This window comes from Streptomyces sp. TBY4, assembly GCF_024213195.1.
Taxonomy (GTDB): domain Bacteria; phylum Actinomycetota; class Actinomycetes; order Streptomycetales; family Streptomycetaceae; genus Streptomyces.
Map to the genome: position 1 here is coordinate 1 of NZ_JANAVF010000018.1, position 25,241 is coordinate 25,241.

The window sequence follows — 25,241 nt, forward strand, 5'->3', positions numbered from 1 at the left end:
AACGGGTGGAGCTGACTGGTACTAATAGGCCGAGGGCTTGTCCTCAGTTGCTCGCGTCCACTGTGTTAGTTCTGAAGTAACGAACTGTGTAAATTCCGGTTGGTTAACTTCATAGTGTTTCGGTGGTCATAGCGTTAGGGAAACGCCCGGTTTACATTCCGAACCCGGAAGCTAAGCCTTTCAGCGCCGATGGTACTGCAGGGGGGACCCTGTGGGAGAGTAGGACGCCGCCGAACAATCATTGTGGGAAAGCCCCGCACCAACCCGTTTAGGGTTCGGTGCGGGGCTTTTCTGCGTTTACGGGGAAACTCGGATGAAGGCGGGGTGGCCGGCTCGTTAGGATCCCGGAGTATGAACGAGTACGTGATACGCGCTGTACGGGCCGACGAGTGGGCCAAGGTGAAGGAGCTGCGGATCGCGGCTCTGCGGGATCCGGCCGCGCCGGTGGCCTTTCTGGAGACCGTTGAGCAGGGTGAGGCGAAGAGTGACGAGTTCTGGCAGGAGCGGGCTGCCGGGGGCGCTGCGGGAGTTGGGGTCCGGCAGTTCGTGGCCGAGGGGCCTGACGGGGTGTGGGTCGGCACGGTGAGCGTGCTCGTCGAGGCGGTCGGCACGGTCGACCTCTTCGACGGGGAGATCGAGCAGGATCAGGCCCATCTTGTGGGTGTGTTCGTCCGAGCGGAGCAGCGGGGGACCGGGCTGACCGAGGCGTTGTTCCGGGCCGCGCTGGAGTGGGCCTGGGGGCTGGAGGAGCCGGCGCTGGCGCGCGTACGGCTCTTCGTGCACGAGGAGAACGCGCGGGCCGGGGCGTTCTACCGGCGGTTCGGGTTCGTGCCCAGCGGGAAGGTCGTGCCGATGCCGACCGATCCGTCGGCGAAGGAACTGGAGTACGTGTTCCCGCGGCCTGCTTAGCGGGCGGCTACGGGGAGGTCCGCTTCCGGCCAGCGGGAGCGGGCCTGTTCGCGGCTGCGGCACAGGGCGAGGAGGGGGAGCGCTGTGTCCTGGAGGAGCTGCGGGAGTTGGGGGATCGGGGCCACGGCGGCGACGTCCTCCAGGACCAGGGTCAGTGGTGGGTCGAGCCGACCGTCGGATGACCGTGCGGCCATGCGGCGGCCGTGCTCGACCACGCTGGAGGCGAGTGCGGTCAGCAGGGGCATCGCACCCGGGTGGGCCCGGGGGTCTTCCAGGGGTTCGCCCACCACGTAGAGGGTGCCCCCTTCGGACACGAACGATGCGAGGGCGAGGGAATCGGTTCGGTTCGGGGTGCAGGATTCCCGGATGTGGATCGAGGAGAGGGCCGTCAGGGCGCGGGCCGTGAGGTGTTGGGCGAGCTCGCGGCGGTCCGGGTGGGCGGTGAGGGCGCTCTCCAGTTCGCCGGCCGCGCCGGGGGCGGCGGTTGCTGCCTGGGGGTGCGTGCGGAGGATGCGGACCGGTTCCTGGGCGTTGGTGCCCTGGGCCCAGCGGTGCAGTTGCTTGAAGGGGCGGTTGTCCAGGGCGGCGGCCTGCAGCCAGCAGCGCAGGAGCGTTTCCGCGGTGTCCGCGAGGGCGGAGTCCATACGGGCCTGCGGGCGGACCGGGGCGAGGAGCGCGAGGGCGCGGGCGGCGGCGGTGGCGCGGTCCGCGCAGCCTTCTGTGGGGCTCCAGTGGAGGCGGGCGGGGGTGTCGCAGAGGTGGGAGGGGTCGTAGAGGAGGACGGGGCCCAGCTTGGAGCGGGCGTCCTTCGTCTCCGACCAGAGGGTGGGGGAGGACGTGATCACCAGGGCTGGGCCGGGTGCGGCTGCGATGGCTTCTGAGGCTGTGGTGTGGCGGGCGGCGGGTGGGGCGTAGGCGATGCGGTGGCTTTGGGGTGGGGTGGCCCTGGGTGGGGCGTAGCCGAAGCCGTAGCGGTACGCGTCGTCCGTGGGTGCGGGTCCGTTGCCGGGGGGTCTGCCCCCGGGGCTCTGCGCCTCAAACGCCGGCGGGGCGGAGTTTGAGGGCGGGGCTGGGTTTGCCGGGTGAGAGGGCCTGGTCGGGGTGGGGACCGTGGGTCGGTGCGGGGCCGTTGCCGGGGGCCAGCCCCCGGGCCCCCGCTCCTCAAACGCCGGAGGGGCTGAGTAGGGCTGCGGGGCTGAGTTGGCCGGCGGGGCGGAGTTCGCGGGCGGGGTTGGGTTTGCCCGTGGGGCCGACGGCGTTGGTGGGGACGAAGGGGGCTGCGTGGTGGAGGGGGATGGGAGCCCGTAGCTCGTCGGGGGAGGTGGGGTTGGCAGGCCCATCGGGCCCGTCTGGGCCGGCTGGGCTGTCTGGGCTGTCTGGGGTGCGTTGGGTTTTGGTTGGCGGTGGCGGGATTTTGTGCGGGCGATGGTGCCCACGGTGAAGATGGTCAGGACCAGGAGGATCAGGAGCTGGCTGATGAACAGGCCCCAGAAGAGGCCCCAGTTGGAGAGGGCCTCGGGGGGTGTGGCCGGCCAGGCGGCTGGGATGTTGTCGGGTTGAGCTATCAGGGAGCGGACCGCGGTCGGGGTGCGGGTGAAGGTGACCTCGGCCGGCCAGGCGCCCTTCGCGAAGAGGGCGGCCAGGCCGGTGGACGTCCAGGTGAGGGCGGCCAGGCCCACGAGGAAGGCCAGGAGGGCCACCAGGAGGCCGTCCGGGATGCCGCCCTGGGGGCGGGGGGACGGGTGGTCCGTGTGCTGGGGCATGTCAGGCCACCGTGGTCGCCGAGCCGCCCGCGTTGCGGTGGCGTTCCATCAGGAGGGCCCGTTCCTCTGTTTCCAGTTCGGCGGCCAGGAGGTCGTCGGGGAGGCGGTGCTGGGCCGAGGACTCGGTCATGGCGCGGTCGGTGAAGACCAGGGGGCGTTCGGCTTCCGTGATCAGGTGTTTGACGACCTGGACGTTGCCGTTGACGTCCCAGACCGCGATGCCGGGGGTCAGGGTCGGGATGATTTCCACCGCCCAGCGGGGGAGGCCCAGGACTCGGCCCGTGGCACGGGCCTCGTCCGCCTTCTGGGCGTAGATCGTGCGGGTCGAGGCCATTTTGAGGATGGCTGCTGCTTCGCGGGCCGCTGCGCCGTCGACCACGTCGGAGAGGTGGTGGACCACTGCCACGAAGGACAGGCCCAGGCGGCGGCCGAACTTGAGGAGGCGCTGGAAGAGCTGGGCCACGAAGGGGCTGTTGATGATGTGCCAGGCTTCCTCGACGAGGAAGATGCGCTTCTTGCGGTCCGGGCGGATCCAGGTGTGTTCCAGCCACACGCCGACGATCGCCATGAGGATGGGCATGGCGATGGAGTTGCGGTCGATGTGGGAGAGGTCGAAGACGATCAGGGGGGCGTCGAGGTCGATGCCCACCGTGGTCGGGCCGTCGAACATGCCGCGCAGGTCGCCGTCGACGAGGCGGTCGATGACGAGTGCGACGTCCAGGCCCCAGGCGCGGACGTCGTCTATGGCCACGTTCATGGAGAGGGCCGATTCCGGCTCCGGGTGGCGCAGTTGTTCCACGATGTCCATCAGGACCGGTTGGCGGTCCGTGATCGTTTCTACTACGTATGCGTGCGCGACCTTCAGGGCGAAGCCCGAGCGCTCGTCCAGGCCGTGGCCCATGGCGACTTCGATGATGGTGCGGAGCAGCGCGAGCTGACCCGTCGCGGTGATCGCGGGGTCGAGGGGGTTGAGGCGGATCCCGTCGTCGTTCGCGGCGATGGGGTCCAGGCGGATGGGGGTTATTCCCAGCTGCTGGGCGATGAGGTTCCATTCGCCGACGCCGTCCTCGCCCTGGGCGTCCAGGACGACGACCTGGCGGTCGCGGAACCGGAGTTGGCGCAGGACGTAGGTCTTCTCCAGGGCTGATTTGCCGTTGCCGGATTCGCCCAGGACCAGCCAGTGGGGGGCGGGCAGCTGCTGGCCGTACAGCTGGAAGGGGTCGTAGATGTAGCCCTTGCCGCTGTAGACCTCACGGCCGATGATGACGCCGGAGTCGCCGAGACCGGGGGCAGCCGTGGGGAGGTAGACGGCCTGTGCCTGCCCGGTCGAGGTGCGGACGGGCAGGCGTGTGGTTTCGACCTTGCCGAACAGGAAGCTGGTGAAGGCGTCCGTCAGGGCGGTCATGGGATCTCGCATGGGCGGCCATTCCCTCCAGCTAGCGTCGGATGCCGGTGGCGAACGGCAAGGTGTTGACGAAGGCGCGGTGGTGCTCGCGGTCGCACCATTCGAGCTTCAGGTAGGACTTGCCCGCCGAGGCGCGGATGGTGCGCTTGTCGCGGGCGAGGGCTTCGGGGGAGCGGGAGGAGACCGTGATGTAGCCGACCAGGTTGACGCCGGCGGCGCCGCTCGCGAGGTCTTCGCCGCGCTGGTCGAGCCGGCCGTGCGCGGCGATGTCGCGGGGGTCGACGGTGCGGTTCATCTTGGCGGCGCGGCTGGCATCGGCCTCGTCGTTCGTCTTCTCGGTGAGCATGCGCTCGATGGCGATCTCGGTGGGTTCCAGGTCCATGGTGACGGCGACCGTGCGGATGACGTCGGGGGTGTGGACGAGGAGCGGGGCGAGGAAGTTCACGCCGACCGGGGTCATCGGCCATTCCTTGACCCAGGCGGTGGCGTGGCACCAGGGGGCGCGGGTGGAGGACTCGCGGGTCTTGGCCTGGAGGTAGGTCGGTTCGACGGCGTCCAGTTCGGCCGGCCAGGCGTTGCGCTTGGTCATGGCCTGGATGTGGTCGATGGGGTGGTCCGGGTCGTACATGGAGTGCACGAGGGAGGCGAGGCGGCCCTGGCCCAGCGGCTGGCGCACGCGGATGTCGGCCTCGGCGAGGCGGGCGCAGATGTCGGTGAGCTCGCGGGCCATGACGATGGCGAGACCGGCGTCGCGGTCGACCCTGCGTCCCTTGGCCGGGGTGGCGGCGCGGGCGATGGTGTGGGCCTCGGCGGCGAGTTCGCGGGTGAAGTGGATGCAGGCGACGAGGTACGCGCGGTGCTGCTCGGAGGAGGTGGACACCATCGACTGGAGCTGGTCGTACGAATCGCGCAGCCAGACGGGGGCGTTGGTGTCGCCGCGGGCGGCCACGTCCTTGTCGTGGGCCTCCGGGTCGGCCGGCAGGGTGCGTACGAGCATCTGGAGGCGGGTGACGAAGCCGTCGCCGTTGGCCACGTGCTTGAGGAGGGTGCCGAAGCGGTCCACGAGGGCTTCCTGGTCCTCGCTGTCGCGCAGGCCGACGCCGGGGCCCTCGATCTCGATGGCGGCGGTGACGGTTCTGCGGTCGGCGTGCAGGAGGACGGCGATCTCGTCGGGGCCGAAGGGGGCGGCGAGCCAGTTGATGCGGCCGATGCCGGGGGGCGGGCCGATCTCCACCTCGCGGGCGTCGGCGGCGCGGACGCCGGCCTCCATGGCGCCGGAGCGGTACGTGGTGCCTCGGCGCAGGGTGCGCTTGTAGCTGCGGTTGATCTCGAACCAGCGGTAGAAGGTGCGGCCGCGGTAGGGGACGTAGACGGCGGCGAGGGCGATCAGGGGGAAGCCGGCGAGGGAGACGATGCGCAGGGTGAGGCTGGGGACGAGCAGTCCGCTCATCATGCCGAGGAACGCGCCGACGATGATCAGGGCGATCTCGCCGGTCTCGCGGTTCTTGCCGACGATCGCGTTCGGCCGGGCCCGGCCGATCAGATACGTGCGGCGGGGCGTGACCGGGTGGAGCTGGTGGGACTGGGTCGTCACCGCCCGTCACCTCCTGTGTTCCTCGTGCTGGAGCCCGTACGGGGCGGGGGTGCGGCGGCGGGGCCGTTCCCGCCGCCTCCTCCGCGGGAGCCTCGGCTGCTGTGCGCGGCCATGCCTCCGGAGATCTGGTTGTCGCCGCCGGCGCGGTGGGCGCCGCCGCCCGCGCCGCTGCCGCCGCCCCGGCTGCTGTGGGTCTTGATGCCCTGGGAGACGAGGGAGGCGGGGGAGCTGATGACGGCGGCGGCCTGGGCGCCGTCGGTGGCCTTGCTGCGGTTGGTGCGGGCGGAGGCGATCTCGTCGCCGAAACCGGGGACGAAGCGGTAGATCATCGCGGAGGCGAAGATCGCCAGGAGGATGATGGCGAGGCCGGAGACGACGGCGGAGAAGGCGTTCGGGCCCTTGTCGCCGGCCAGGGCTCCGGCGAGGCCGAGGACGATGACGATGACCGGCTTCACGAGGATGACCGCGATCATGATGCCCGCCCAGCGGCGGACGTGGCCCCAGAGGTTGCGGTCGACGAGGCCGGCGTAGACGACGGTGCCGAGCAGGGCGCCGACGTAGAGGAGCGCGGCGCGGATGACCAGCTCGAGGCAGAGGATGCCCGCGGCGAGGACGGTGACGAGGGCGACGACGATCAGCATGATCGGGCCGCCGCCGATGTCGTCGCCCTTCTTGAGGGCCTCGGCGAAGGAGCCGAAGAAGACGTCGGTCTGGCTGCCGGTGGCGGAGGCGATGACCTCGGTGACGCCGTCGGTGGCGGAGACGACGGTGTAGAGGATGAGGGGGGTGAAGGCGGAGGCGAGGACGGTGAGCCAGAGGAAGCCGATGGCTTCGGACATGGCGGTGGCGAAGGGGACTCCGCGGATGGCTCGCTTGGCGACGGCGAAGAGCCAGAGGACGAGGGTCAGGATGGTGGAGGCGGCGAAGACGATGGCGTACTGCTTGAGGAAGGCGCCGTTGGTGAAGTCGACGTTGGCGGTGCCGTTGACTGCTTTGCTGAGTTCGCCGACGATCCAGGCTGCGGCGTCGGCGCAGCCCTTTGCGAGGGAGGAGAGGGGGTTGAGGGCGTCGGTGGGGTCGCTGGGGGCGATGCCGGTACCGGGTGCGGGCAGGGTGGAGCCGCGTTCGCAGTACTCCCGGGCCGGGCCCGCGATCAGCCCGCAGGAGTTGCTCGGGCTCGGCAACGGGGCCGGTGGCGGTGACGGCGCGGCCGTCGCGCGGGCGGCGAAAAGGATGACGGCGGCCTGAACGGCTGCCGCCGTGGCACCGATGCCGCGGAGCGACAGCTTGTGGCTACCGGGCATAGGTGAAGCCTCCGAACTCGGTGACGGCGCGGCCGATCTCGTCGGAGGTGGACACCGGGTCGTCTCCGGTGACGGGAGTGGGTCCGTCCCTCTGTGCGGTCTCGAGGACCTTCCAGTCGGACCCGTTCCACGTCAGTTTCAGGGAGATGGTGAACCAGCCGCTGGTTACTGGGCGGGTGGACTTCTCGCCGGTCAATCCGAACATGCCGATGCACCAGACCTCGACCGAGGCGGTCCCGTTGGCGAAGGCCGTGACCTTGGTGCCGGCCGGCACGGTCCGGCTGACGAACGTGGAACCCGTGGGTGCGAGGCCGTCCTTGGTCAACCCGATCTGGGCGAGCAGACCTGGGGAATAGTCTGCATCGAAGCCGCTCTGGAGCGCGGTTCTGGTGCTGGCGTCCGCGACGGCATTGACGATGGCGCGCCTGCGTGCCGGGTTGAACATCCCGTCGGAGCCGAGCACGACGGCGTAGTTCGACGCTGCGGACTGGGCACCCTGCTGATCCTGCGGGAACCCGGAAGGCACGCCGGATGCCTTGCCGTCGACCGGGGCCACGCCCGTGGCTGCTGTTGGGTTGGTGGTGGCCGGGGCCTTGTCCGCTGTGGGTGGGGCTTTGGGGGTGTTGGACTGGTTGGCGAAGGCGATGGCTGCGATGAGGAGGACCACTACGCCTACGACCGTGATCAGGCCTCTGGGGGTGCGGCGGGGTGGGGCGTACGGGTCCGAGGGCTCCGGGAAGCGGGTACGGGTCTGGCCGGTGCCGCCGACCTCGCCGCCACCGTAGTGCTCGTCGGTGCTCATTCGGTGTTCGCCCCCTCCGCGTCGTACGACGGTAGCGCTGGTATCCGCGCAGGCGCGGTGTGGTGAGTCCTCATCAGGGCTCGGGCTAGACGGCCATTCCGTAGACGATCGTGAAGAGGGTGCCCAGTGAGCCGATGATGAAGACGCCCGTCAGGCCGGCCACGATGAGGCCCTTGCCCTGTTCCGCGCTGAAGGTGTCGCGCAGTGCGGTGGCGCCGATGCGCTGCTTGGCCGCGCCCCAGATGGCGATGCCGAGGCAGAGCAGGATCGCGACGGCCATGACCACCTCGATCATGATCTTCGCTTCGTTGCCGAGACTGCCGAACGGCCCCCAATTCGGGGCGATTCCGCCGATGATGGTGGTGATGTCGCCCTTTTCGGCTGCCAGGATCATGTAACTCACCGCCCCTGTATGGGTAGTTCCGGTAGCCCGTGCCCGGACGGCAGGGGTCACGCTCTATCTTCCCTGATGAAACCGCCCTGGGATGTCGACTTGACTGCTCTCTTTACCCGATCTGTCGCCCCGGATGCCGTCCGTATGTCCTGACCTGGGGTCGGGCGGCGTGTGGGGGAAAGAACGTATGGTCACTCTGTGTATCACGAGGGGTGACCCCGGGCAACGATTGCTGTTTCGGTGTGCTGGTGGTTCGGAGGGGCGCGCGCCGTTTGGCTCAACCGGTGGGGGTTCGTTCGACCATACCGATGATGTTTTCCGACATTCCGTCAGGTGAGGGGGGAGGGCTTTCCGTTGCGGGTGATGCTCCACGTGGACGGCGGTGATCGGCATGTGGACGCGAGGAGTGGTGACGGATGGGTGCTCTCGGCAGGGCGGCCTGGTGGGCCGGGGGGTTCGCGGTGCCGCTGGCGCTGGTGCTCACGGGGGTCTCGGCCCCGGTGGCGGGGGCGGCCGCCGTGGGGAGCGGTGCGTGTGTGTCCCCCGGGGCGGGTGGTGACGACCGGTCGGCGCCCGTGAGTGGGGGCGGCGGGTGTGCGGGGCCGCGTGGTCCGCAGGGGCCCAAGGGGGAGCGCGGGCCCAAGGGGGACCGGGGGCCGGCCGGGCCGTGCGTGGACATGGACTCGGTGAAGGCGCAGGGCAATCAGGAGCTCGGTGCCGCGCTGAGCCGGGGGAAGGCGTACATCGGGCGGCGGACCGTGGTGGGGACGACGGTCGGCGGGTACGTCTGGAAGGACCTGACCACGCCGGCGAATCCCGGCTTTCCGCGGGACGCGTGCGCGGTGACCATCACCTTCACCGGTCAGCGGGCCTACGTGAAGGTGCTGACGGCCGGCGGGGACGTGTCCGAGATCTTCTGCGACTACTCGGCGGCGGGCTTCGCGTGCCCGCTCGGCTGGCAGGCGGTCGTCAGGCCCTGACGGCCGGCTTCCCGGCCGGCTTCCCCGCCGGTGCCGCGCCCGGGGCACGAGCCGGGCGCGGTACCCGCGGGGTGTCCGGGCTACGGGACGAGGATGTTCGAGGTGAACGGGGCGAAGCGGGTGTCGCCGGGGTGGATGATGCCGACGACCAGTCCGGTGCACCAGCGGCCGCTGGTGATGAAGACGGGGTTGTCGGTGTGGTTGGAGACCGCGGCGGGGCCGCTGTGCAGGATGCAGCCGGACGGTTCGTGGATCGTGTGGCCGTTGATGACCAGCTCTCCCGACGATGCGTGCGCCGAGCCGCCGAGGCCGAGGACGAGGGTGGCGGCGGCCGCGAGGGTGCCGAGGGTCTTGGTCAGTCGTCGCATGCGGGGAGAACCTCCAGTGGGATCGCCTGGTGACGATCGTCTTCCGGTTGCGTGGCTCACCGTATGGAGTTGAGTGCGCAGGGTCACGCCCGGTGGGGGGCGTGTGGATGCGCGAGGGGCGCACAGGTGTCCGGGTGTGCGCCGTTGTGGTGGGGGAGGCCCGGGGGGCGGCTCTACGGGAGCCAGTGCGCGGGGCGGGTCAGGGAGGGCGGGATGCGGGTCGCGGCGTTGCCGCGGGCGGCGTTCAGCTGGGGCTGCGTGAGGAAGAGGGCATCGCGGAGGTCGGCGTCGCGCAGGTCGGTGTCCCGGAAGTCCGCGCCGATCAGGTCGGCCGTGCGCAGGTCGGCGCCGCGGAGGTCGGCGGCGATCAGGTAGGCGCCGCGGAGGCTGGCGCCGCGCAGGTCCGCGCCGGGGAGGCGGGCGCCCATGAGGTCGGCGCCGCGGTGGTCCTTCTTGCGGCCCGCCACCTTGGCCCGTACGAGCTCGCTGGCCTGGAGGAGGAGGGTGTTCACCCGCTCGCGCAGCGGGGTGATGTCGAACTCCGCCAGGTCCTGCGGGCTCGCCCCGGTCCACCGGGTGGTGTCGGCCAGGGCGGCGTCCAGCTCGGTGCGGAGCGGGCGGGCGGCCGGGAGGGTACGGGCCTCGGCGAGGTAGGCGAGCAGTTCGTGCAGGCTCCGCATCACCGGGAAGACCGCGAACATCGGGCCGGCGGTGGCGGGGTGGGAGCGCCAGTCGCGGCCGCCGAAGGTGACCTGGGAGACCTGCTGGCCGGCGCCGAAGCAGTCGAAGACGGTGCAGCCCTGGAAGCCCTTGTCGCGCAGCCCGGTGTGGATGCCGCAGCGGAAGTCCTGCCGGAGGTTCTTGCAGGGGGTGCCGGCGGGCTTGTTCACGGCGAAGTCGGTGGACTTGGCGAAGGGGAGGGCGACGCAGCAGAGCGCGAAGCAGTTGGCGCAGTCCGCCTTCAGGAGGGGGAGCGGAGCGGCGGGACCGGTGGGGGCGGCAGGCGGAGGCTTGGGCACGTCCCCATTGTCTCCCCGTGGGGGAGTTGGGCGGTCGCCGGGTGTGCGGGAGGGGCCCGGGTCGCGGAAAGGCCTTGATCGTCGTGGGAGGGTCCGGGGAGCATCGCCGTATGACCGAAGTGATCGCAGTAGCCGTCATCACCTTCCTCGCCGTCATCAGTCCCGGCGCGGATTTCGCCATGGTCGTGCGCAACAGCTACCTCTACGGGCGGCCCACCGGCCTGTTCGCGGCCGCCGGGGTCGCGGCCGGGGTGCTGGTCCACGTCTCCTACACGATGCTCGGGGTCGGGCTGCTGATCGCCTCCTCCGCCGAACTGTTCACGGTGATCAAGCTCGCGGGCGCCGCGTACCTGGTGTGGATCGGGATACGGACCTTCCGGGCGCGGGCCGAGGTGGCCGTGGACCTGGAGGAGAAGGGCGGGCTGACGCCGTTCGGGGCGCTGCGCAGCGGCTTCCTGACCAACGTGCTCAACCCGAAGACCACGCTGTTCGTCGTGTCCACCTTCACGCAGGTGGTCGGGCCGGGGACCCCGGTGTGGCAGCAGGCCGGGTACGGGCTCTTCATGTCGGCGGCCCACCTGGGGTGGTTCGGGGCGGTCGCGCTGTTCTTCTCCAACTCCCGGCTGCGCGACCGGATGCTGAAGGCGCAGAAGGCGCTGAACCGGGCCATCGGGTCGGTCCTGGTGGGGCTCGGGGTGGGGCTGGGCTTCGCCCGCTGAGGGCTCGGGCTGCGCCCGGGGCCCGGGGTGGGTCTGGTGGTTGCGGATTACCAGTCGGTAGCGTGGCGGCCATGGGTGTCGGGAGCGGTGTCGAGGGTGGCGTCAGCGAGGTCGAGGCGTTCTACGAGCGGGTCGGCGAGGGGCGGTTCCTGGCCAGTGGCTACACGCGCGGGCCGTGGGATCCCGGGTCCCAGCACGCCGGACCGCCGGCCGCGCTGCTCGGGCGGGCGATCGAGGAACGGCCGGGCGGGCGGGCCGACATGCGGATCGCCCGGATCACGTACGAGATCCTGCGCCCGGTGCCGATCGGCCCGCTGGAGCTGACCACCGCCGTGCTGCGGGCCGGCCGCGGGACCGAGGTGGTGGAGGCCGCTCTGGCCCCGGCCGGGGGCGCGCCCGTGATGCTGGCGCGGGCTCTGCGGATCCGGGTGGCTGAGGACTCCGTACCGTCCGTCGTGTCCGGGCCGGAGCTGCCGCCGCCCGGGGAGGTGGGGCCGGCGCCGTTCTTCCCGGTGCCGTGGGAGCAGGGCTACCACTCGGCGGTGGAGACCCGCTTCACGCGGGGCGCGTTCGTCGAACTGGGTCCCGGGACCTGCTGGATGCGGATGAGGGTGCCGCTCGTAGCCGGGGAGGAGCCCCGCCCGCTGGACCGGGTGCTGGTCGCGGCGGACTCGGGCAACGGCATCAGCGCCGCCGTGGACTTCGGGCGGTACCTCTTCGTCAACGGGGACCTCACCGTGCACCTGCACCGCCATCCGGTCGGCGAATGGGTGTGCGTGGAGGCCCGTACGAGCGTGGACGCGGCGGGGATCGGGCTGGCGGACGCGCGGCTGCACGACGAGAAGGGCGCGATCGGGCGGAGCGCGCAGAGCCTGTTCGTGGCTCCGAGGGGGTAGGAGCCCACCGGCGGGACAAGTACTTCGTATCGTCGTACGAGTTCATCCGTCCGCCGGGGCTTGTGCTCCAAGTGCCGCGGCCGCGGCGGTTCCTGTGCCGCTTCCCCGGCGGGATGATTCGACACGGGGTGGCACAAGCGCCGGGAAAGGCCGTTCGATGGGGGAAGGTTGGCGGGTGCGCAGACTCTGGGTGATCGGTGGAATCAGCTTCGGGGCGTGCCTGTGCTTCCTCGCCCTGCTCGTGGTCGGTACCTACTCGGCGGCCGCCGGCATCGCGACCGGCGCCGGCGGCCGGGCCGGAGGGCTCGCGAAGGGGGCCGTGCCGGGGAAGTACCAGTCCCTCGTGCAGAAGTGGGGCAACCTCTGTCCGACGCTCACCCCGGCGGTGCTCGCCGCCCAGCTCTACTCGGAGAGCGGCTGGAACCCGGGTGCGGTGAGTCCGGCGGACGCGCGGGGCATCGCGCAGTTCATCCCGGGGACCTGGGCGACGCAGGGGATCGACGGGGACGGCGACGGCGACCGTGACATCTGGGACCCGAACGACGCGATCCCGTCGGCGGCTTCGTACGACTGCGTGCTGGCGCGGCAGGTGGGCAAGGTGGCCGGGGACCCGGTCAAGAACATGCTGGCCGCCTACAACGCCGGCCCGGGCGCGGTGCAGAAGTACGGGGGCGTCCCGCCGTACCGGGAGACCCAGGGGTACGTGAAGACCATCACGACCCTGGCCAAGAGCTTCGAGGCTCCCGTCGGACGGGTGGCGCCCTCCCAGCAGGCGGCCGGGGCCATCTACTTCGCGCAGAAGCAGCTGGGCACCCCGTACCTGTGGGGCGGGAACGGCACGCCCGAGCAGGGCGGGCGGTTCGACTGCTCGGGGCTGACCAAGGCCGCGTACGAGTCGGTGGGGGTCGATCTGCCGCGCGTGGCGAACGACCAGTACAACGCCGGTCCGCATCCCTCGCGCGCGGAACTGCTCCCGGGTGACCTGGTGTTCTTCTCCGACGATCTGACGAACTCGCGGGAGATCCGGCACGTCGGGCTCTACGTGGGCGGCGGATACATGATCAACGCCCCGTTCACCGGAGCCGTGATCCGCTTCGACAAGATCGACACGCCCGACTACTTCGGCGCGACGCGCGTGACGAAGGACGGCGCGGAGGCGTTGCCCCGGCGCGAGGGCGTCGGCAACACAGCGTGAAGCGAAGGCCCTGAGCTGCAACGATGAGTCACTCTTCGATAACGTTGGGGTGATCATTCGGTGGAGAGTGGAACGTAGCCGCCAGAACGGGCGTTCCATGGTCACTGGGGGCAGGACGAGCGGAAGCGCCGGATTGATCACCGGGGGGCGAAGGGCCGCACACAGGCGTGGGGCCGTACGGGTACCAAGGCAAGGGCAAGGGGCCGCATCACCATGGCTGGACTCACAACAGGTGGGCCGAACGTGGATGTAAGCCTGCTGTACGAGATCAACGGACTGGCGCGGCGAGCCCCGGACTGGCTGGACCGCACGGTCGCCGTCCTCGGCGAGTACGGGATCCCGCTGGCCCTCGTCCTCCTGGTGCTGTGGTGCTGGCGCGGGGCGCGCCGGCAGGACGAGTCCGCCGCCGTCGAGACCTTCACCGCGCTCGTGTGGGCCCCGCTCGCCGCCGGGGCGGCGCTCCTCCTCAACGTTCCGCTGCGGGAGTTCGTGGGCCGGCCGCGGCCCGCGGCGCAGCACGGCGGGCTGGAGGTGCAGGAGTCCGGCACCGGGATCGGCCAGAGCGCTTTCTCGTTCGTCAGCGACCACACGACGCTCGTGATGGCCCTCGGCGTCGGGCTGTTCGTCGCGCACCGCAGGCTCGGTTCCATCGGGATCGGGCTGGCGCTGCTGGAGGGGTTCACGCGGGTCTACACGGGCCGGCACTATCCGACCGACGTCATCGGCGGGCTCGCCCTGGGCACCGCGGTGGTGCTGCTGCTCGCGCCGGTCGCGATGGCGCTGCTGACCCCGCTGGTCCGGGCGGTGGCCCGCTCCCCGCGCCTGGGCGTGCTGGTGCGGGCGGGCGACCGGGTGGTGGCCCGCCCGGTGGGCCTCGCGGCGACGGAGCCGGCGGGGCGCGGGCACGAGAGCGACCTCGCCGCCTGAGCCGGTGATGCTCCCGGCGGTGCCCGGAGCGTCAGCCCATGCGGTACGAGTCCCAGAGGGTCAGCACCACGGCCGCCAGCAGGCACAGCGCCGCGGCCCCGAAACAGACGCGGACCGCGGCCGGGCGGGAACGCGGGGGCGGGGTCACGGATCGCCGCCGGGGTCCGTGCCGTCCGCCTCCGCCTCGGAGCGCCGGTAGCGGGAGCGCAGCCACAGGCCGGTCGCGGTGGCCGCGGTGGCGGTGACGCCGATGGCCAGGGCGACGTCCCCGGGGCCGTCGGCCGTGCCCACGGGGCTTGCCCGGGCCGGGGCGGCGGGGCCGAGCGCGATCAGCAGGGCCCAGAGGAGGGCGGCGAGTCGTGGCGCGGGTCCGGGCATGAGTCAAGGGCAACCGCTCCCGGGCGCGTCGGCCAGCCGGGCCGTCCGTTCGGGCGATCCCGGGCTACTGCGGGGCGTGGCCGGTGGCGTCCTTGCGGGCCAGGTCGCGGGAGCGGCGGGCGGGGCCGCGCCAGCCGCACGTACAGGCGGCCAGGCTGAACGAGCCCCGCTCGGAGGTGCTCGTGACGTGATCGGTGGACGGGGTCGGCGCCGGGCCCGATGGGTCTCGGGGCAGCGGCACTGCGGCAAGCGGAGGGACGAGGGTCGCTTCGGTGTGCGGTTCCACTCCACCAAGGTACCGGGCCGGGGGCTGGCGGGGCACTGGCCCGGCGCACGGAGGGCGCGGCCGTGACGGGAGGCCCGGGACCTCGTTAAGCGGAGCGGGTGGGGGCCTCGGGAAAACAGCTGTCACGCGTTGGGGGTTGGCAGGCGATGGTGGTGCACCAGCACAGGCGGAGGCGGGGTCGCGCGGATCGGGCTGCGGTCGCGGTCGGCCTGGCCCTGACGGTGGCGGCGTTGAGCGGGTGCGGCGGCGACGCCGTCGCGGGCGACGACGCCCGGCCCGCCGGGGACCCGTTGGCGACGGTCCGCGCGGCCCCCGACGCGCTCGCCGGGACCGGGAGCGCGCAGGCCCGTACCGCCATGGAGATGGCGACGGGCGGCACCCGGGTCACGATCCGGGGCGAGGGCGGGGTCGACTTCAGGAACCGGATGGCGCAGCTGCTGGTCATGCTCCCCGACGACGCCAAGGGCAAGGCCGAGCACCGGCCGATCACCGAGCTGCTGGTGCCCGGGGCGCTCTACATGAAGAACCGGGGCGCGGGCGTCCCCGAGGACAAGTGGGTGCGCGTCGACACGACCGCCCTCGCCGACGGGAACCTCGTCACCGGCGGGGCCACCGATCCGATGGCCGCGGCCGAGCTGCTGCGCGGGGCGCAGGAGGTGACGTACGTGGGCGAGACCGAGGTGGGCGGGACCAAGGTGCGGCACTACCGGGGCACGACCGACATCGCGCGGGCGGCGGCGCAGGCCTCACCGGCGGTGAAGGGGGCGCTGGAGGCGGCGGCGAAAGGGTTCAGCAAGGACGCGGTGCCGTTCGACGCCTATCTCGACTCCGCGGGCCTGCTGCGGAAGGTCCGGCACCGTTTCACCTACGTCAACAATGGCGTGATCGATGTGTCCTCCACCACGCTGCTCTACGGCTTCGGGACCCCGGTCGCCGTCGTGCTGCCGCCCGAAGGGGACATTTACGCCGGGAAGATCGCCGATTAGCCGTCCGGCGCCCCCGGGTGCGGCGCGATCGGGCCCCACGGCGGGCCACCGGTCCGGCGTGGGGGGCCGGAAATGGTCCATCCGTGTCATGCGCGCCGCGCCGCGCGCTCCCTACGCTGAGAAGCCGAACGCCGGCGACCGGACGACGGCAGATTGAGGTGACACGCGTGACTCCCGCAGGTGGTTCGACGGTGCAGGACCTCGTGGCTCTCGCCGAGATCGACCTGTGCGGAGAGTTGATCATCGCGGCGTCGGCCGTGGCCGAGGAGCGGCTCAGCCAGGACCGGATCGACGAGGTGCTGATGGGCGTGATGTCCGGCTGACCCCTGTCCGGCCGACCCCGGCTCCCCGGGTCCGCCTCAGGTGCGCAGCAGCCGGGCGATCGCCTTCGTCGCTTCCTCGACCTTGGCGTCGATCTCTCCCCCGCCCTTGAGGGCGGCGTCGGCGACGCAGTGGCGCAGGTGCTCCTCCAGGAGCTGGAGCGCGAAGGACTGGAGCGCCTTCGTGCTCGCCGAGACCTGGGTGAGTATGTCGATGCAGTAGACGTCCTCGTCGACGAGGCGCTGGAGTCCGCGGATCTGGCCCTCGATCCGGCGCAGGCGCTTGAGGTGCTCGTCCTTCTGGTGGTGGTAGCCGTGCACCGCGCCGGTGCTGGTGTCCGCGCCCGCGTCCGTATCCGTGGCCGTCGTGGCTCCGGAGCCCTCCGCCTGGATGGCAGTCATGCGTCCTCCCGTGGTCCGGAATGGGGGACCTATACCCCTCATGGGTATAGGGTACCGGCCCCAGGCCGCGAGGGCAGGGGGCCGTCGTCCTCACTCTGCCTGATGGAGGACACTGGGGAACTGCCGGTTAGCCGTGGCCGGGGGATGCGCCTAGCATCAGCCTGACCGAATCCAATGCACCCCGAGGACCTCACGTGCGATTTCGTCTGACCCCCAGGGAGACGAGCTTCTACGACATGTTCGCCGCATCCGCGGACAACATCGTCACGGGCTCCAAGCTCCTCATGGAACTGCTCGGAGCGGACTCCTCCGCCCGGGCCGAGATCGCGGAGCGGATGCGGGCAGCGGAGCACGCGGGAGACGACGCCACCCACGCGATCTTCCACCAGCTCAACTCCTCCTTCATCACGCCGTTCGACCGCGAGGACATCTACAACCTGGCGTCCTGCCTCGACGACATCATGGACTTCATGGAGGAGGCGGTCGACCTGGTCGTCCTCTACAACGTGGAGGAGCTCCCCAAGGGCGTCGAGCAGCAGATCGAGGTCCTGGCGCGTGCGGCCGAGCTGACCGCCGAGGCCATGCCCCACCTGCGCACGATGGAGAACCTGACCGAGTACTGGATCGAGGTCAACCGCCTTGAGAACCAGGCCGACCAGATCCACCGCAAGCTGCTCGCCCAGCTCTTCAACGGCAAGTACGACGCCATCGAGGTGCTGAAGCTCAAGCAGATCGTCGACGTGCTCGAAGAGGCGGCCGACGCGTTCGAGCACGTCGCGAACACGGTGGAGACCATCGCGGTCAAGGAGTCCTGAACCTCGTGGACACCTTCGCACTGGTCGTGACCATCGGTGTCGCGCTCGGCTTTACCTATACGAACGGTTTCCACGACTCCGCGAACGCGATCGCGACCTCGGTCTCGACCCGTGCGCTGACCCCGCGCGCCGCGCTCGCGATGGCCGCGGTCATGAACCTCGCCGGTGCCTTCCTCGGCAGCGGGGTCGCCAAGACGGTGAGCGAGGGCCTGATCGAGACGCCCCACGGCAACCGGGGCATGTGGATCCTCTTCGCGGCGCTCGTCGGCGCGATCGTCTGGAACCTGATCACCTGGTACTTCGGCCTGCCCTCGTCCTCCTCGCACGCGCTGTTCGGCGGCATGGTGGGCGCGGCGCTGGCGGGCGGGACCGAGGTGATCTGGTCGGGCGTGGTCGACAAGGTCGTCATCCCGATGTTCATCTCCCCGGTGGTCGGCCTCGTCGTCGGCTACCTGGTGATGGTCGCCATCATGTGGATGTTCCGCCGCGCCAACCCGCACAAGGCCAAGCGCGGGTTCCGCATCGCGCAGACGGTCTCGGCGGCCGGCATGGCGCTCGGCCACGGTCTGCAGGACGCGCAGAAGACCATGGGCATCGTGATGATGGCCCTGGTCATCGCGGACGTGCAGAACCAGGGCGACGCGATCCCGGTCTGGGTCAAGGTCGCGTGTGCCGTGATGCTCTCGCTGGGTACGTACGCGGGCGGCTGGCGCATCATGCGCACCCTCGGCCGCAAGATCATCGAGCTGGACCCGCCGCAGGGCTTCGCGGCGGAGACCACCGGTGCCTCGATCATGTTCGGCTCGGCGTTCCTCTTCCACGCGCCGATCTCCACCACCCACGTGATCACCTCGGCGATCATGGGTGTGGGCGCGACCAAGCGGGTGAACGCGGTCCGCTGGGGCGTCGCCAAGAACATCATCCTGGGCTGGTTCATCACCATGCCGGCGGCGGCGCTGGTCGCGGCCCTCAGCTTCTGGGTGGTCAACCTCGCCTTCGTGTGACCGTACGCGTCGTACGCGATGCCGTACGGAAACCAGTGCGCCCCGCCGGATCGGCCGATCCGGCGGGGCGCACTGGCATGTCGGGCGTGCGGGTGGGTCAGCCGACGGTGCGGAAGCCGAAGGAGGCGAGGCCCTTCGGGCCGCCGAGGTCGGCGAGGTTGAAGCTGGTGGCGCCGGTGGTGGCGATGCCGGTCTTGCTGCCGCGCAGCACGGTGACGGCGCCGGACCTGTTGCCCTTGGGGCCCGGACCGATCTCGCCCGGAGCCCCGATGAGCAGGTCGGCGTAGCCGTCCCCGTCGACGTCGGCGACGTCGACCGCCAGGGTCTGCTTGCGCATGGGTGAGGGCTCCGGTGAGGGCGGGGGCTCCGGTTCGGGTTAGCCCGCGAAGCGGTAGCCGAAGTTGGAGGCTCCGGCGGTGCCGCCGAGGGCGGTCAGGCCGAAGCTGGTGGCGCCCGTGCCCGTGAGGCCGGTGCCGGGCGCGGTGGTGAGGTTCCAGACGCGGCCGGTGAAGCCGTCCTCGCCGTTGCCGCCGACGTAGACCTCGGGCCTGCCGTTCTTGTCCGAGTCGATCGCGGCGATCGCGGAGCCGAAGTGGTCGTTGTTCTCGGAGGCGCTGGGGACGCCTGCGGTGTTCTGGGTGAGGGTCTTCGCGCCGGTGGTGGTGATGCCGGTCCTGCTGCCGCGCAGCACGGTGACGGCGCCGGCGCCGGTGGTGGTGGCCGCGTCGTCACCGGTCTCGTACGAGGCGCCGATCAGCAGGTCCGCGAAGCCGTCGCCGTCGGTGTCGGTGATCTCCAGGGTGCTGCCCCAGCGGTCGCCGATCTCGGACACGCCGGGGACGCCGGGGGAGGACTGGGAGAGGAGCAGGGCGGGAGTGGTGGTGCTGAGGCCGTTCGGGCCGCCGTAGTTCACGCTGACGGCATCCCGCACGGCGTTGGTCTGGGCATGGGAGTAGCCGAGGCCGACGGCCAGGTCCAGGTATCCGTCACCGTTGAGGTCGCCGAAGGCGGAGCCGTACGGGGTCGAGTAGTTCGCGTACTCCTTGAACGTGCCGCTGCCCTTGACCAGGCCGGTGGGGCTGCCCTTGAGGACGGTGCTCGCGGGCTTGTAGTCGCGGTGGCCGACGACGGTGACGTCCGCGAGCCCGTCGCCCGTGATGTCTCCGACGAAGAGGCCGTTGCCGCGGAGGCCGATGCCGTCCTGGTTCCAGATGTCGCGGACGACGGTGGACGCGGCTCTGCCCGTGGTCCGGTTGATCGGCCCGGACAGGACGGAGAACGTGAAGCCGAGGCGGCCGCCGTGGGAGCGGATCACGATGTCGTCGGTGCCGTCGCCGTTGATGTCGCCGGTACCGAGGCCGGCACCGAGGAGCTCGGGGTCGGTGGACGTGGCGGTGCCCCGCGGGAGGGTGGTGGAGGCGCCCGTGATACCGGTCTTGGAGCCCCAGAGGATCACGTTCTTCGAGACCCACTGGACGTACAGGTCGTCGTAGCCGTCGCCGTCGAAGTCGCCGTGGGCCGAGACCTCGCGCCACTTGCCGTCCGGGGCCGGGTCGCCGGGGACGCCGGGGGTGGCCTGGGTGATGACCGCGGCCGTGTCGTGCTTCAGGCCGGTGGCCGAGCCGTAGGCGATGGTGATGGCGCCGGCCCGCTTGACGCCGTTCACGGTGGCGGTGTGGGCGCCGATGGCGAGGTCGGCGTAGCCGTCGCCGTTGAAGTCGGCGGTGTCCTTGGTCAGGGGCTTGGCCGGGGCGGCCGGGGCCGCCGTGGCGGGGGGCAGGCCGGTGACGGCCAGCACGGCCGCGGTGCAGGCGGCGGCCGTCAGGTACGTGGTGCTGCGCAAAGGATCCCCCCGGAGTCCGGTGGCGGCGATAACGGCCGCTTCCCGTACGTGACTTGTCGCTGGCGTACGTATGACCGACGAGCGGGCGCCAGGGTTGTTGTGATCCAGGTCACGATCAGGTGGGTGGGTGGGTGGGTGGGTGGGTGGGTGGGTGGGTGGGTGGTGTGCGGGGGCCGGGAAAAGAAGTGGGCCGGCTCCCCCCACCCAGGGGGAGCCGGCCCTTTTTTCTTTCGCCTTGCGGTGGCACCGCCATGCAGCACCGCAGGACGCCTGCGTCACGCGGCGGAGCCGCGTGATGTCTGGTCCGGTTTAGCCGAAGCGGCCGGAGATGTAGTCCTCGGTCGCCTGCACGGACGGGTTCGAGAAGATCCGGTCCGTGTCGTCGAGCTCGATCAGCTTGCCGGGCTGGCCGACCGCGGAGAGGTTGAAGAAGGCCGTGCGGTCGGAGACGCGCGCCGCCTGCTGCATGTTGTGCGTCACGATGACGATCGTGAAGCGCTCCTTGAGCTCGCCGATCAGGTCCTCGATGGCGAGGGTGGAGATCGGGTCGAGGGCCGAGCAGGGCTCGTCCATCAGGAGGACCTGGGGCTCGACCGCGATGGCGCGGGCGATGCACAGGCGCTGCTGCTGGCCGCCGGAGAGGCCGGAGCCCGGCTTGTTCAGGCGGTCCTTGACCTCGTTCCAGAGGTTGGCGCCCTGGAGGGACTTCTCCACGATGTCCGAGAGCTCGGACTTCCGATAGGAGCCGTTGAGGCGCAGGCCCGCCGCCACGTTGTCGAAGATCGACATGGTGGGGAAGGGGTTCGGGCGCTGGAAGACCATGCCGACCGTGCGGCGGACCGCGACCGGGTCCACGCCGGGGCCGTACAGGTTCTCGTCGTCCAGCAGCACCTTGCCCTCGACGCGGCCGCCGGGGGTGACCTCGTGCATGCGGTTCAGGGTGCGCAGGAAGGTGGACTTGCCGCAGCCGGAGGGGCCGATGAAGGCGGTCACGGAGCGGGGCTCCACGGTCATCGAGATGTCGTCGATGGCCTTGTGGGTGCCGTAGAAGGCGGACAGTCCGCTGACGTCGATTCGCTTAGCCATGAGGGGTCACTTCGCTTTCAAAGAGTCGCGTCAGCGACCGGTCTTGGGGGCCTTCCAGCGGGCGATGCCGCGGGCCACCAGATTGAGGATCATGACGAAGGCGATCAGGACGAGCGCTGCGGCCCATGCCCGGTCGTAGGAGGCTTCACTGCCGACCTTGTACTGCTCCCAGATGTACAGGGGGAGCGAGGACTGGGCACCTTCGAAGGGGTTGTTGTTGATCAGCTGGGTGCCGAAGACCAGCAGCATGATCGGCGCGGTCTCGCCCGCGATACGGGCGACGGCCAGCATCACGCCGGTGGCGATTCCGCCGATGGCGGTGGGCACGACGACCTTGAGGATCACGCGCCACTTCGGTACGCCGAGGGCCAGGGCGGCCTCGCGCAGCTCGTTGGGGACGAGCTTGAGCATCTCCTCGGTGGAGCGGACCACGACGGGCATCATCAGGATCGACAGGGCCAGGGCGCCGGCGAAGCCGGAGGGGCCGAAGCCGAGCATCAGGGTCCACGTCGTGAGGATGAAGAGACCCGCGACGATGGAGGGGATGCCGGTCATGACGTCGACGAAGAAGGTGACGGCCTTGGCGAGCGAGCCCTTGCCGTACTCGACCAGGTAGACGGCGGTCAGCAGGCCGATGGGCGCCGAGATCGCGGTGGCCAGGGCGACCTGCTCGATGGTGCCGAGGAGGGCGTGGTAGACGCCGCCGCCGGCCTCGAAGGAGGTCACGCCGTTCATCGAGTGGCTGAGGAAGCCGCCGTCGAGGACCTTGATGCCGCGGCTGATCGTCGTCCACAGCAGCGAGAGCAGCGGGACGAGGGCGAGGATGAAGCAGACCCAGACGACGGAGGTCGCGACCCGGTCCTTGGCCTGGCGGCGGTTCTCGACGACCGAGCTGGCCGTGTACGTGATGACCACGAAGAGGATGGCCGCGAGCAGGCCCCACTGGACCTTGCTGTGGAGGTCGAAGAGGACGCCGAGGCCGGAGCCGAGGGCGGTCGAGAGGACGGCGATGCCGGCCGGGGCCCAGCGGGGCAGGTGGCCCTGCGTCAGGCTGCTGGGGGCGACGGACTGGCGGGCCCGGGAGGGGCGCTGGTCCTGGAGTGCGTGGCTCATCAGGCGTTCGCCCCCGAGAAGTCCTTGCGACGGGCGATGATCAGCCGGGCGGCGCCGTTGACCAGCAGGGTGAGCAGGAAGAGCACGAGGCCGGAGGCGATCAGGGCGTCGCGGCCGAACTCGTTGGCCTCGTCGAACTTCGCGGCGATGTTCTGCGCGAACGTGCCGCCGCCCGGGTCCAGGAGGTGGCCGGAGATCAGGAAGCTCGGGGAGAGGACGGTCGCGACGGCCATGGTCTCGCCGAGCGCGCGGCCGAGGCCGAGCATCGAGGCGGAGATGACTCCGGAGCGGCCGAAGGGCAGGACCGACATGCGGATGACCTCCCAGCGGGTCGCGCCGAGGGCCAGTGCGGCCTCCTCGTTCATGCGCGGGACCTGGAGGAAGACCTCGCGGCTGACGCTGGTCACGATCGGCAGGATCATGATCGCGAGCAGGATGCCGACGGTGAAGAGCGAGCGGGCGACGCCGACCTGGGTCTTGTCGAAGACGTAGGTCCAGCCCATGTACTCGTCGAGCCAGAGGTTCAGCCCGGCGAGCTGCGGGACGAGGAAGAGGGCGCCCCAGATGCCGTAGATGATCGACGGCACGGCGGCCAGCAGGTCGACCACGTAGGCGATGGGGGCGGCCAGCTTGCGCGGCGCGTAGTGCGAGATGAACAGGGCGATGCCGACAGCGATCGGAACCGCGATGGCCATCGCGATGATCGAGCTGACGACGGTGCCGAAGAGCAGGACGGCGATGCCGAAGACGGGGGGATTGGCCGACGCGTTCCAGTCGAACGTGGTGAGGAAGTTGCCCTCGTTGTCGGCCAGCGCGATGGACGCGCGGTAGGTGAGGAAGATGGCGATCGACGCCATGATCACCAGGAGCAGGATGCCGGAGCCCTGGGAGAGGCCCGCGAAGATCTTGTCACCGGCGCGGCCGGTGGACCTTCCGCTCTTGGAGACAGGCGGAGCCGTGTCTATCTGGGTGGGTGTGGTGGAAGCCATGTTCTTTCCGGTCTGGATGGGGGGCAGGCCCCCTGGCGGCGGTGCACCGGATCCCCTGGGTGGAGGGGAGGGTCCCCGGGCCGGTCCGCTCCCCGGACGGGGGGAGCGGACCGGATGGCCCGGGGGTCTTGATCAGTCGATTACTCGATTACTTCGACGACTCGATCAGGCGAGCTTCGCGATGACTTCGCGGACCTTGGCGTTGATCTCGGCCGGGATCGGCGCGTAGCCGTTCTCGGTCAGGACCTTCTGGCCGGCGTCGGACGCGGTGTAGTTCAGGAAGGACTTCACGGTCGAGAGCGTCTCGGGCTTGTTGCCCTTGTCGCAGACGACCTCGTAGGTCACCAGGACGATCGGGTACGCGCCCTCGGCCTTGGTGGCGTAGTCGAGCTTCAGCGCCAGGTCGTCGCCGGTGCCGGAGATCTTGGCGGCGGCGATGGCCTTGGAGGCGTTCTCGCCCGTGGCCTTGACCGGGGCAGCGGCGCCCGTGGAGACGTCCACGGTCTTGATGCTCTGCGAGGAGGCGTAGGAGAGCTCGAAGTAGCCGATCGCGCCGTCAACGGCCTTGACCTGCGAGGCGACACCGGAGGAGCCGGAGGCGCCCTGGCCACCCGGGGCCGGCCACTTCTTCGCGGCCTCGTACGTCCAGGCCTCGGGCGCGGCGGCCTTGAGGTACTTGCCGAGGTTCTCGGTGGTGCCCGAGTCCTCGGAGCGGTGGAACGCCTGGATCGCGGTGGCGGGAAGCGTGACGCCGGGGTTCAGCTTCTTGATCGCCTCGTCGTCCCACTTCTTGATCTTGTCGTTGAAGATGTTGGCGATCGTGGGGGCGTCGAGGACCAGCTTGTCGACGCCGGCGACGTTGAAGCCGATGGCGATGGGGCCGCCGACCATCGGCAGGTCGATGCCCTGACCGCCGGTGCAGATCTTCTTCGACTCCTCGATGGCCTCGGGCTTCAGCGCCGAGTCCGTGCCGGCGAAGCCGACGGTGCCCTGGTTGAACGCGACGATGCCCTCACCGGAGGAGGAGGACTTGTAGTTCACCTCGACGCCGGAGCAGGCCGCCATGTAGTTCTTGACCCACAGGTCGACCGCGTTCTTCTGCGCGGAGGAGCCCGAGGCGAGGAGCTTGCCCTTGGCACCGTCGCACTTGATGTCGCCGACGGCGGCGGAAGGCTTGCCCGAGGCGCCGGCGTCGGTCTTGGTGTTGTCGTCCGAGCCGCACGCCGTGAGGACCAGGGCGCCGGACACGACGAGCGCCCCGAGGGCGGAGGCACGAAGCATGTTCTTGCGCTGAAGCTTCACTTTCGGGTGTTTCCTTCCAGAAGCCGCCGGCCGCTTTCTGTATCGGGGCGGCGTGCGAAGAGGACTACGTCGGTTGCCCGGAGGAATCGTCCGCCTTCGCGGTGACTCGCTCCCTGCGTCTACGAAGTTAGGCAGATCAGGTGAAGCGGCCGACCGGGGTAAGTGAACGGATGGTGAACCGTGGCGGACGGGGTGGTGCGATGGGGCTTCGCCGGAGGCGGAGGTCATCTCCTGTTATCCCGCCGTTATCGCGGCGTGACCGTTGAGGGCCGGGGCCGGGGCCGGGGCCGGGGCCGGGGCCGGGGTCGTCGGCGGCGGGGGTGCGGCGCCGTTGCCGGGGGCCAGCCCCCGGACCCCTGCGCCTCAAACGCCGGCGGGGCTGGATTCGGCCGGCGGCGGGCGGGGTGGGATCGGCGGGGCCGAAGGGCTCGGGAGCCGCGAG

27 protein-coding genes and 1 rRNA gene are annotated in these 25,241 nt (G+C 70.6%); 11 read left to right on the forward strand and 17 right to left on the reverse strand.

The window, feature by feature from the left end; translation table 11 throughout:
* Nucleotides 1-118 precede the first annotated feature (118 nt).
* Together rrf and NLX94_RS31660 are read left to right on the forward strand one after the other, a co-directional pair.
* Nucleotides 119-236, forward strand: a 5S ribosomal RNA gene (gene rrf / locus NLX94_RS31655).
* Nucleotides 237-351: 115 nt separating this feature from the next.
* On the forward strand, nt 352-909 hold the full coding sequence (locus NLX94_RS31660; protein ID WP_254386565.1) for a GNAT family N-acetyltransferase: 558 nt from the start codon (nt 352-354) through the stop codon (nt 907-909).
* Here NLX94_RS31660 and NLX94_RS31665 read toward each other — a convergent pair.
* The 6 genes from NLX94_RS31665 to NLX94_RS31690 all read right to left on the reverse strand — a co-directional run bounded on the left by NLX94_RS31665 (nt 906) and on the right by NLX94_RS31690 (nt 8,171).
* Complete coding sequence (locus NLX94_RS31665) at nt 906-2,672, reverse strand: type VI secretion protein (RefSeq protein WP_254386566.1); 1,767 nt, start codon at nt 2,670-2,672, stop codon at nt 906-908. The two genes, NLX94_RS31660 and NLX94_RS31665, sit on opposite strands and share 4 nt — an antisense overlap.
* A 1-nt stretch (nt 2,673) precedes the next feature.
* Nucleotides 2,674-4,089, reverse strand: coding sequence for an ATP-binding protein (locus NLX94_RS31670; protein ID WP_254386567.1), 1,416 nt, complete (start codon nt 4,087-4,089; stop codon nt 2,674-2,676).
* A gap of 19 nt (nt 4,090-4,108) precedes the next feature.
* On the reverse strand, nt 4,109-5,671 hold the full coding sequence (locus NLX94_RS31675; protein ID WP_254386568.1) for an SCO6880 family protein: 1,563 nt from the start codon (nt 5,669-5,671) through the stop codon (nt 4,109-4,111).
* The gene (locus NLX94_RS31680; protein ID WP_254386569.1) at nt 5,668-6,975 is read right to left on the reverse strand and encodes a hypothetical protein; all 1,308 of its coding nucleotides are present in this window, start codon (nt 6,973-6,975) and stop codon (nt 5,668-5,670) included. Before NLX94_RS31680 ends, NLX94_RS31675 begins: the two co-directional genes overlap by 4 nt.
* Complete coding sequence (locus tag NLX94_RS31685) at nt 6,965-7,777, reverse strand: hypothetical protein (RefSeq protein ID WP_254386570.1); 813 nt, start codon at nt 7,775-7,777, stop codon at nt 6,965-6,967. The genes NLX94_RS31680 and NLX94_RS31685 overlap by 11 nt, the downstream gene beginning before the upstream one ends.
* A gap of 85 nt (nt 7,778-7,862) precedes the next feature.
* On the reverse strand, nt 7,863-8,171 hold the full coding sequence (locus tag NLX94_RS31690; protein WP_031145169.1) for a hypothetical protein: 309 nt from the start codon (nt 8,169-8,171) through the stop codon (nt 7,863-7,865).
* A gap of 677 nt (nt 8,172-8,848) precedes the next feature.
* On the opposite strand from NLX94_RS31690, the gene NLX94_RS31695 reads away from it, so the two are divergent.
* Nucleotides 8,849-9,151, forward strand: a complete 303-nt coding sequence (locus tag NLX94_RS31695) for a hypothetical protein (RefSeq protein WP_254386571.1) — start codon at nt 8,849-8,851, stop codon at nt 9,149-9,151.
* Nucleotides 9,152-9,231: 80 nt separating this feature from the next.
* Here NLX94_RS31695 and NLX94_RS31700 read toward each other — a convergent pair whose 3' ends face one another.
* A complete protein-coding gene (locus NLX94_RS31700) occupies nt 9,232-9,519 on the reverse strand; it encodes a hypothetical protein (RefSeq protein ID WP_254386572.1) in 288 nt (95 codons plus the stop codon).
* A gap of 173 nt (nt 9,520-9,692) precedes the next feature.
* On the reverse strand, nt 9,693-10,538 hold the full coding sequence (locus NLX94_RS31705; protein ID WP_254386573.1) for a pentapeptide repeat-containing protein: 846 nt from the start codon (nt 10,536-10,538) through the stop codon (nt 9,693-9,695).
* 110 nt (nt 10,539-10,648) lie between these two features.
* On the opposite strand from NLX94_RS31705, the gene NLX94_RS31710 reads away from it, so the two are divergent.
* The 4 genes from NLX94_RS31710 to NLX94_RS31725 all read left to right on the forward strand — a co-directional run bounded on the left by NLX94_RS31710 (nt 10,649) and on the right by NLX94_RS31725 (nt 14,275).
* A complete protein-coding gene (locus tag NLX94_RS31710) occupies nt 10,649-11,257 on the forward strand; it encodes a LysE family translocator (RefSeq protein WP_243339416.1) in 609 nt (202 codons plus the stop codon).
* A 71-nt stretch (nt 11,258-11,328) separates the two neighbouring features.
* Nucleotides 11,329-12,153, forward strand: coding sequence for a thioesterase family protein (locus tag NLX94_RS31715; RefSeq protein WP_254386574.1), 825 nt, complete (start codon nt 11,329-11,331; stop codon nt 12,151-12,153).
* A gap of 190 nt (nt 12,154-12,343) precedes the next feature.
* Nucleotides 12,344-13,348, forward strand: a complete 1,005-nt coding sequence (locus NLX94_RS31720; RefSeq protein WP_308402598.1) for an NlpC/P60 family protein — start codon at nt 12,344-12,346, stop codon at nt 13,346-13,348.
* Between the two features lie 213 nt (nt 13,349-13,561).
* Nucleotides 13,562-14,275, forward strand: coding sequence for a phosphatase PAP2 family protein (locus NLX94_RS31725; protein WP_254386576.1), 714 nt, complete (start codon nt 13,562-13,564; stop codon nt 14,273-14,275).
* A 144-nt stretch (nt 14,276-14,419) separates the two neighbouring features.
* Here NLX94_RS31725 and NLX94_RS31730 read toward each other — a convergent pair whose 3' ends face one another.
* Both NLX94_RS31730 and NLX94_RS31735 read right to left on the reverse strand, forming a co-directional pair.
* A complete protein-coding gene (locus NLX94_RS31730; RefSeq protein WP_254386577.1) occupies nt 14,420-14,653 on the reverse strand; it encodes a hypothetical protein in 234 nt (77 codons plus the stop codon).
* Nucleotides 14,654-14,717: 64 nt separating this feature from the next.
* Entirely contained in the window at nt 14,718-14,939 is a 222-nt protein-coding gene (locus NLX94_RS31735) for a hypothetical protein (protein WP_254386578.1), read from the reverse strand.
* A 146-nt stretch (nt 14,940-15,085) separates the two neighbouring features.
* Between NLX94_RS31735 and NLX94_RS31740 the strand changes: the two genes are divergently transcribed.
* Nucleotides 15,086-15,925, forward strand: coding sequence for a hypothetical protein (locus NLX94_RS31740; protein ID WP_254386579.1), 840 nt, complete (start codon nt 15,086-15,088; stop codon nt 15,923-15,925).
* Between the two features lie 167 nt (nt 15,926-16,092).
* Nucleotides 16,093-16,248 carry a hypothetical protein gene (locus tag NLX94_RS31745; RefSeq protein ID WP_254386703.1) on the forward strand — a complete coding sequence of 52 codons (156 nt, stop codon included), beginning with the start codon at nt 16,093-16,095 and terminating at the stop codon, nt 16,246-16,248.
* A gap of 36 nt (nt 16,249-16,284) precedes the next feature.
* Here the strand turns inward: NLX94_RS31745 and NLX94_RS31750 are convergent, their stop codons facing one another.
* Nucleotides 16,285-16,647: a metal-sensitive transcriptional regulator gene (locus NLX94_RS31750; RefSeq protein ID WP_254386580.1), complete on the reverse strand. Its 363-nt coding sequence runs from the start codon at nt 16,645-16,647 to the stop codon at nt 16,285-16,287.
* A 194-nt stretch (nt 16,648-16,841) separates the two neighbouring features.
* On the opposite strand from NLX94_RS31750, the gene NLX94_RS31755 reads away from it, so the two are divergent.
* Both NLX94_RS31755 and NLX94_RS31760 read left to right on the forward strand, forming a co-directional pair.
* A complete protein-coding gene (locus tag NLX94_RS31755) occupies nt 16,842-17,462 on the forward strand; it encodes a DUF47 domain-containing protein (protein ID WP_150519007.1) in 621 nt (206 codons plus the stop codon).
* A 5-nt stretch (nt 17,463-17,467) separates the two neighbouring features.
* Nucleotides 17,468-18,466 (forward strand): inorganic phosphate transporter, encoded by a 999-nt coding sequence (locus tag NLX94_RS31760; RefSeq protein ID WP_254386581.1) that lies wholly within the window; start codon nt 17,468-17,470, stop codon nt 18,464-18,466.
* Nucleotides 18,467-18,563: 97 nt separating this feature from the next.
* On the opposite strand, the gene NLX94_RS31765 is transcribed toward NLX94_RS31760, so the two are convergent.
* The 6 genes from NLX94_RS31765 to pstS form a co-directional block, all read right to left on the reverse strand.
* Complete coding sequence (locus tag NLX94_RS31765) at nt 18,564-18,803, reverse strand: FG-GAP repeat protein (RefSeq protein ID WP_254386582.1); 240 nt, start codon at nt 18,801-18,803, stop codon at nt 18,564-18,566.
* 39 nt (nt 18,804-18,842) lie between these two features.
* Complete coding sequence (locus tag NLX94_RS31770; protein ID WP_254386583.1) at nt 18,843-20,309, reverse strand: VCBS repeat-containing protein; 1,467 nt, start codon at nt 20,307-20,309, stop codon at nt 18,843-18,845.
* Nucleotides 20,310-20,618: 309 nt separating this feature from the next.
* Nucleotides 20,619-21,395: a phosphate ABC transporter ATP-binding protein PstB gene (gene pstB / locus NLX94_RS31775; RefSeq protein ID WP_254386584.1), complete on the reverse strand. Its 777-nt coding sequence runs from the start codon at nt 21,393-21,395 to the stop codon at nt 20,619-20,621.
* Nucleotides 21,396-21,425: 30 nt separating this feature from the next.
* Complete coding sequence (gene pstA / locus NLX94_RS31780) at nt 21,426-22,508, reverse strand: phosphate ABC transporter permease PstA (protein ID WP_254386585.1); 1,083 nt, start codon at nt 22,506-22,508, stop codon at nt 21,426-21,428.
* The gene (pstC, locus tag NLX94_RS31785) at nt 22,508-23,497 is read right to left on the reverse strand and encodes a phosphate ABC transporter permease subunit PstC (RefSeq protein ID WP_254386586.1); all 990 of its coding nucleotides are present in this window, start codon (nt 23,495-23,497) and stop codon (nt 22,508-22,510) included. Before pstC ends, pstA begins: the two co-directional genes overlap by 1 nt.
* 165 nt (nt 23,498-23,662) lie before the next feature.
* Nucleotides 23,663-24,799: a phosphate ABC transporter substrate-binding protein PstS gene (pstS, locus tag NLX94_RS31790; protein ID WP_254386587.1), complete on the reverse strand. Its 1,137-nt coding sequence runs from the start codon at nt 24,797-24,799 to the stop codon at nt 23,663-23,665.
* Between the last annotated feature and the right edge of the window lie 442 nt (nt 24,800-25,241).

What these genes read in the sequence shown, in the direction of transcription:
- NLX94_RS31660 (WP_254386565.1), top strand. Translation starts at nt 352, where the DNA reads ATGAACGAGTACGTGATACGCGCTGTACGGGCCGACGAGTGGGCCAAG.
- NLX94_RS31665 (WP_254386566.1), bottom strand. Translation starts at nt 2,672, where the DNA reads ATGCCCCAGCACACGGACCACCCGTCCCCCCGCCCCCAGGGCGGCATC.
- NLX94_RS31670 (WP_254386567.1), bottom strand. Translation starts at nt 4,089, where the DNA reads ATGCGAGATCCCATGACCGCCCTGACGGACGCCTTCACCAGCTTCCTG.
- NLX94_RS31680 (WP_254386569.1), bottom strand. Translation starts at nt 6,975, where the DNA reads ATGCCCGGTAGCCACAAGCTGTCGCTCCGCGGCATCGGTGCCACGGCG.
- NLX94_RS31685 (WP_254386570.1), bottom strand. Translation starts at nt 7,777, where the DNA reads ATGAGCACCGACGAGCACTACGGTGGCGGCGAGGTCGGCGGCACCGGC.
- NLX94_RS31690 (WP_031145169.1), bottom strand. Translation starts at nt 8,171, where the DNA reads ATGATCCTGGCAGCCGAAAAGGGCGACATCACCACCATCATCGGCGGA.
- NLX94_RS31695 (WP_254386571.1), top strand. Translation starts at nt 8,849, where the DNA reads ATGGACTCGGTGAAGGCGCAGGGCAATCAGGAGCTCGGTGCCGCGCTG.
- NLX94_RS31700 (WP_254386572.1), bottom strand. Translation starts at nt 9,519, where the DNA reads ATGCGACGACTGACCAAGACCCTCGGCACCCTCGCGGCCGCCGCCACC.
- NLX94_RS31710 (WP_243339416.1), top strand. Translation starts at nt 10,649, where the DNA reads ATGACCGAAGTGATCGCAGTAGCCGTCATCACCTTCCTCGCCGTCATC.
- NLX94_RS31715 (WP_254386574.1), top strand. Translation starts at nt 11,329, where the DNA reads ATGGGTGTCGGGAGCGGTGTCGAGGGTGGCGTCAGCGAGGTCGAGGCG.
- NLX94_RS31725 (WP_254386576.1), top strand. Translation starts at nt 13,562, where the DNA reads ATGGCTGGACTCACAACAGGTGGGCCGAACGTGGATGTAAGCCTGCTG.
- NLX94_RS31730 (WP_254386577.1), bottom strand. Translation starts at nt 14,653, where the DNA reads ATGCCCGGACCCGCGCCACGACTCGCCGCCCTCCTCTGGGCCCTGCTG.
- NLX94_RS31740 (WP_254386579.1), top strand. Translation starts at nt 15,086, where the DNA reads ATGGTGGTGCACCAGCACAGGCGGAGGCGGGGTCGCGCGGATCGGGCT.
- NLX94_RS31750 (WP_254386580.1), bottom strand. Translation starts at nt 16,647, where the DNA reads ATGACTGCCATCCAGGCGGAGGGCTCCGGAGCCACGACGGCCACGGAT.
- NLX94_RS31765 (WP_254386582.1), bottom strand. Translation starts at nt 18,803, where the DNA reads ATGCGCAAGCAGACCCTGGCGGTCGACGTCGCCGACGTCGACGGGGAC.
- pstB (WP_254386584.1), bottom strand. Translation starts at nt 21,395, where the DNA reads ATGGCTAAGCGAATCGACGTCAGCGGACTGTCCGCCTTCTACGGCACC.
- pstA (WP_254386585.1), bottom strand. Translation starts at nt 22,508, where the DNA reads ATGAGCCACGCACTCCAGGACCAGCGCCCCTCCCGGGCCCGCCAGTCC.
- pstC (WP_254386586.1), bottom strand. Translation starts at nt 23,497, where the DNA reads ATGGCTTCCACCACACCCACCCAGATAGACACGGCTCCGCCTGTCTCC.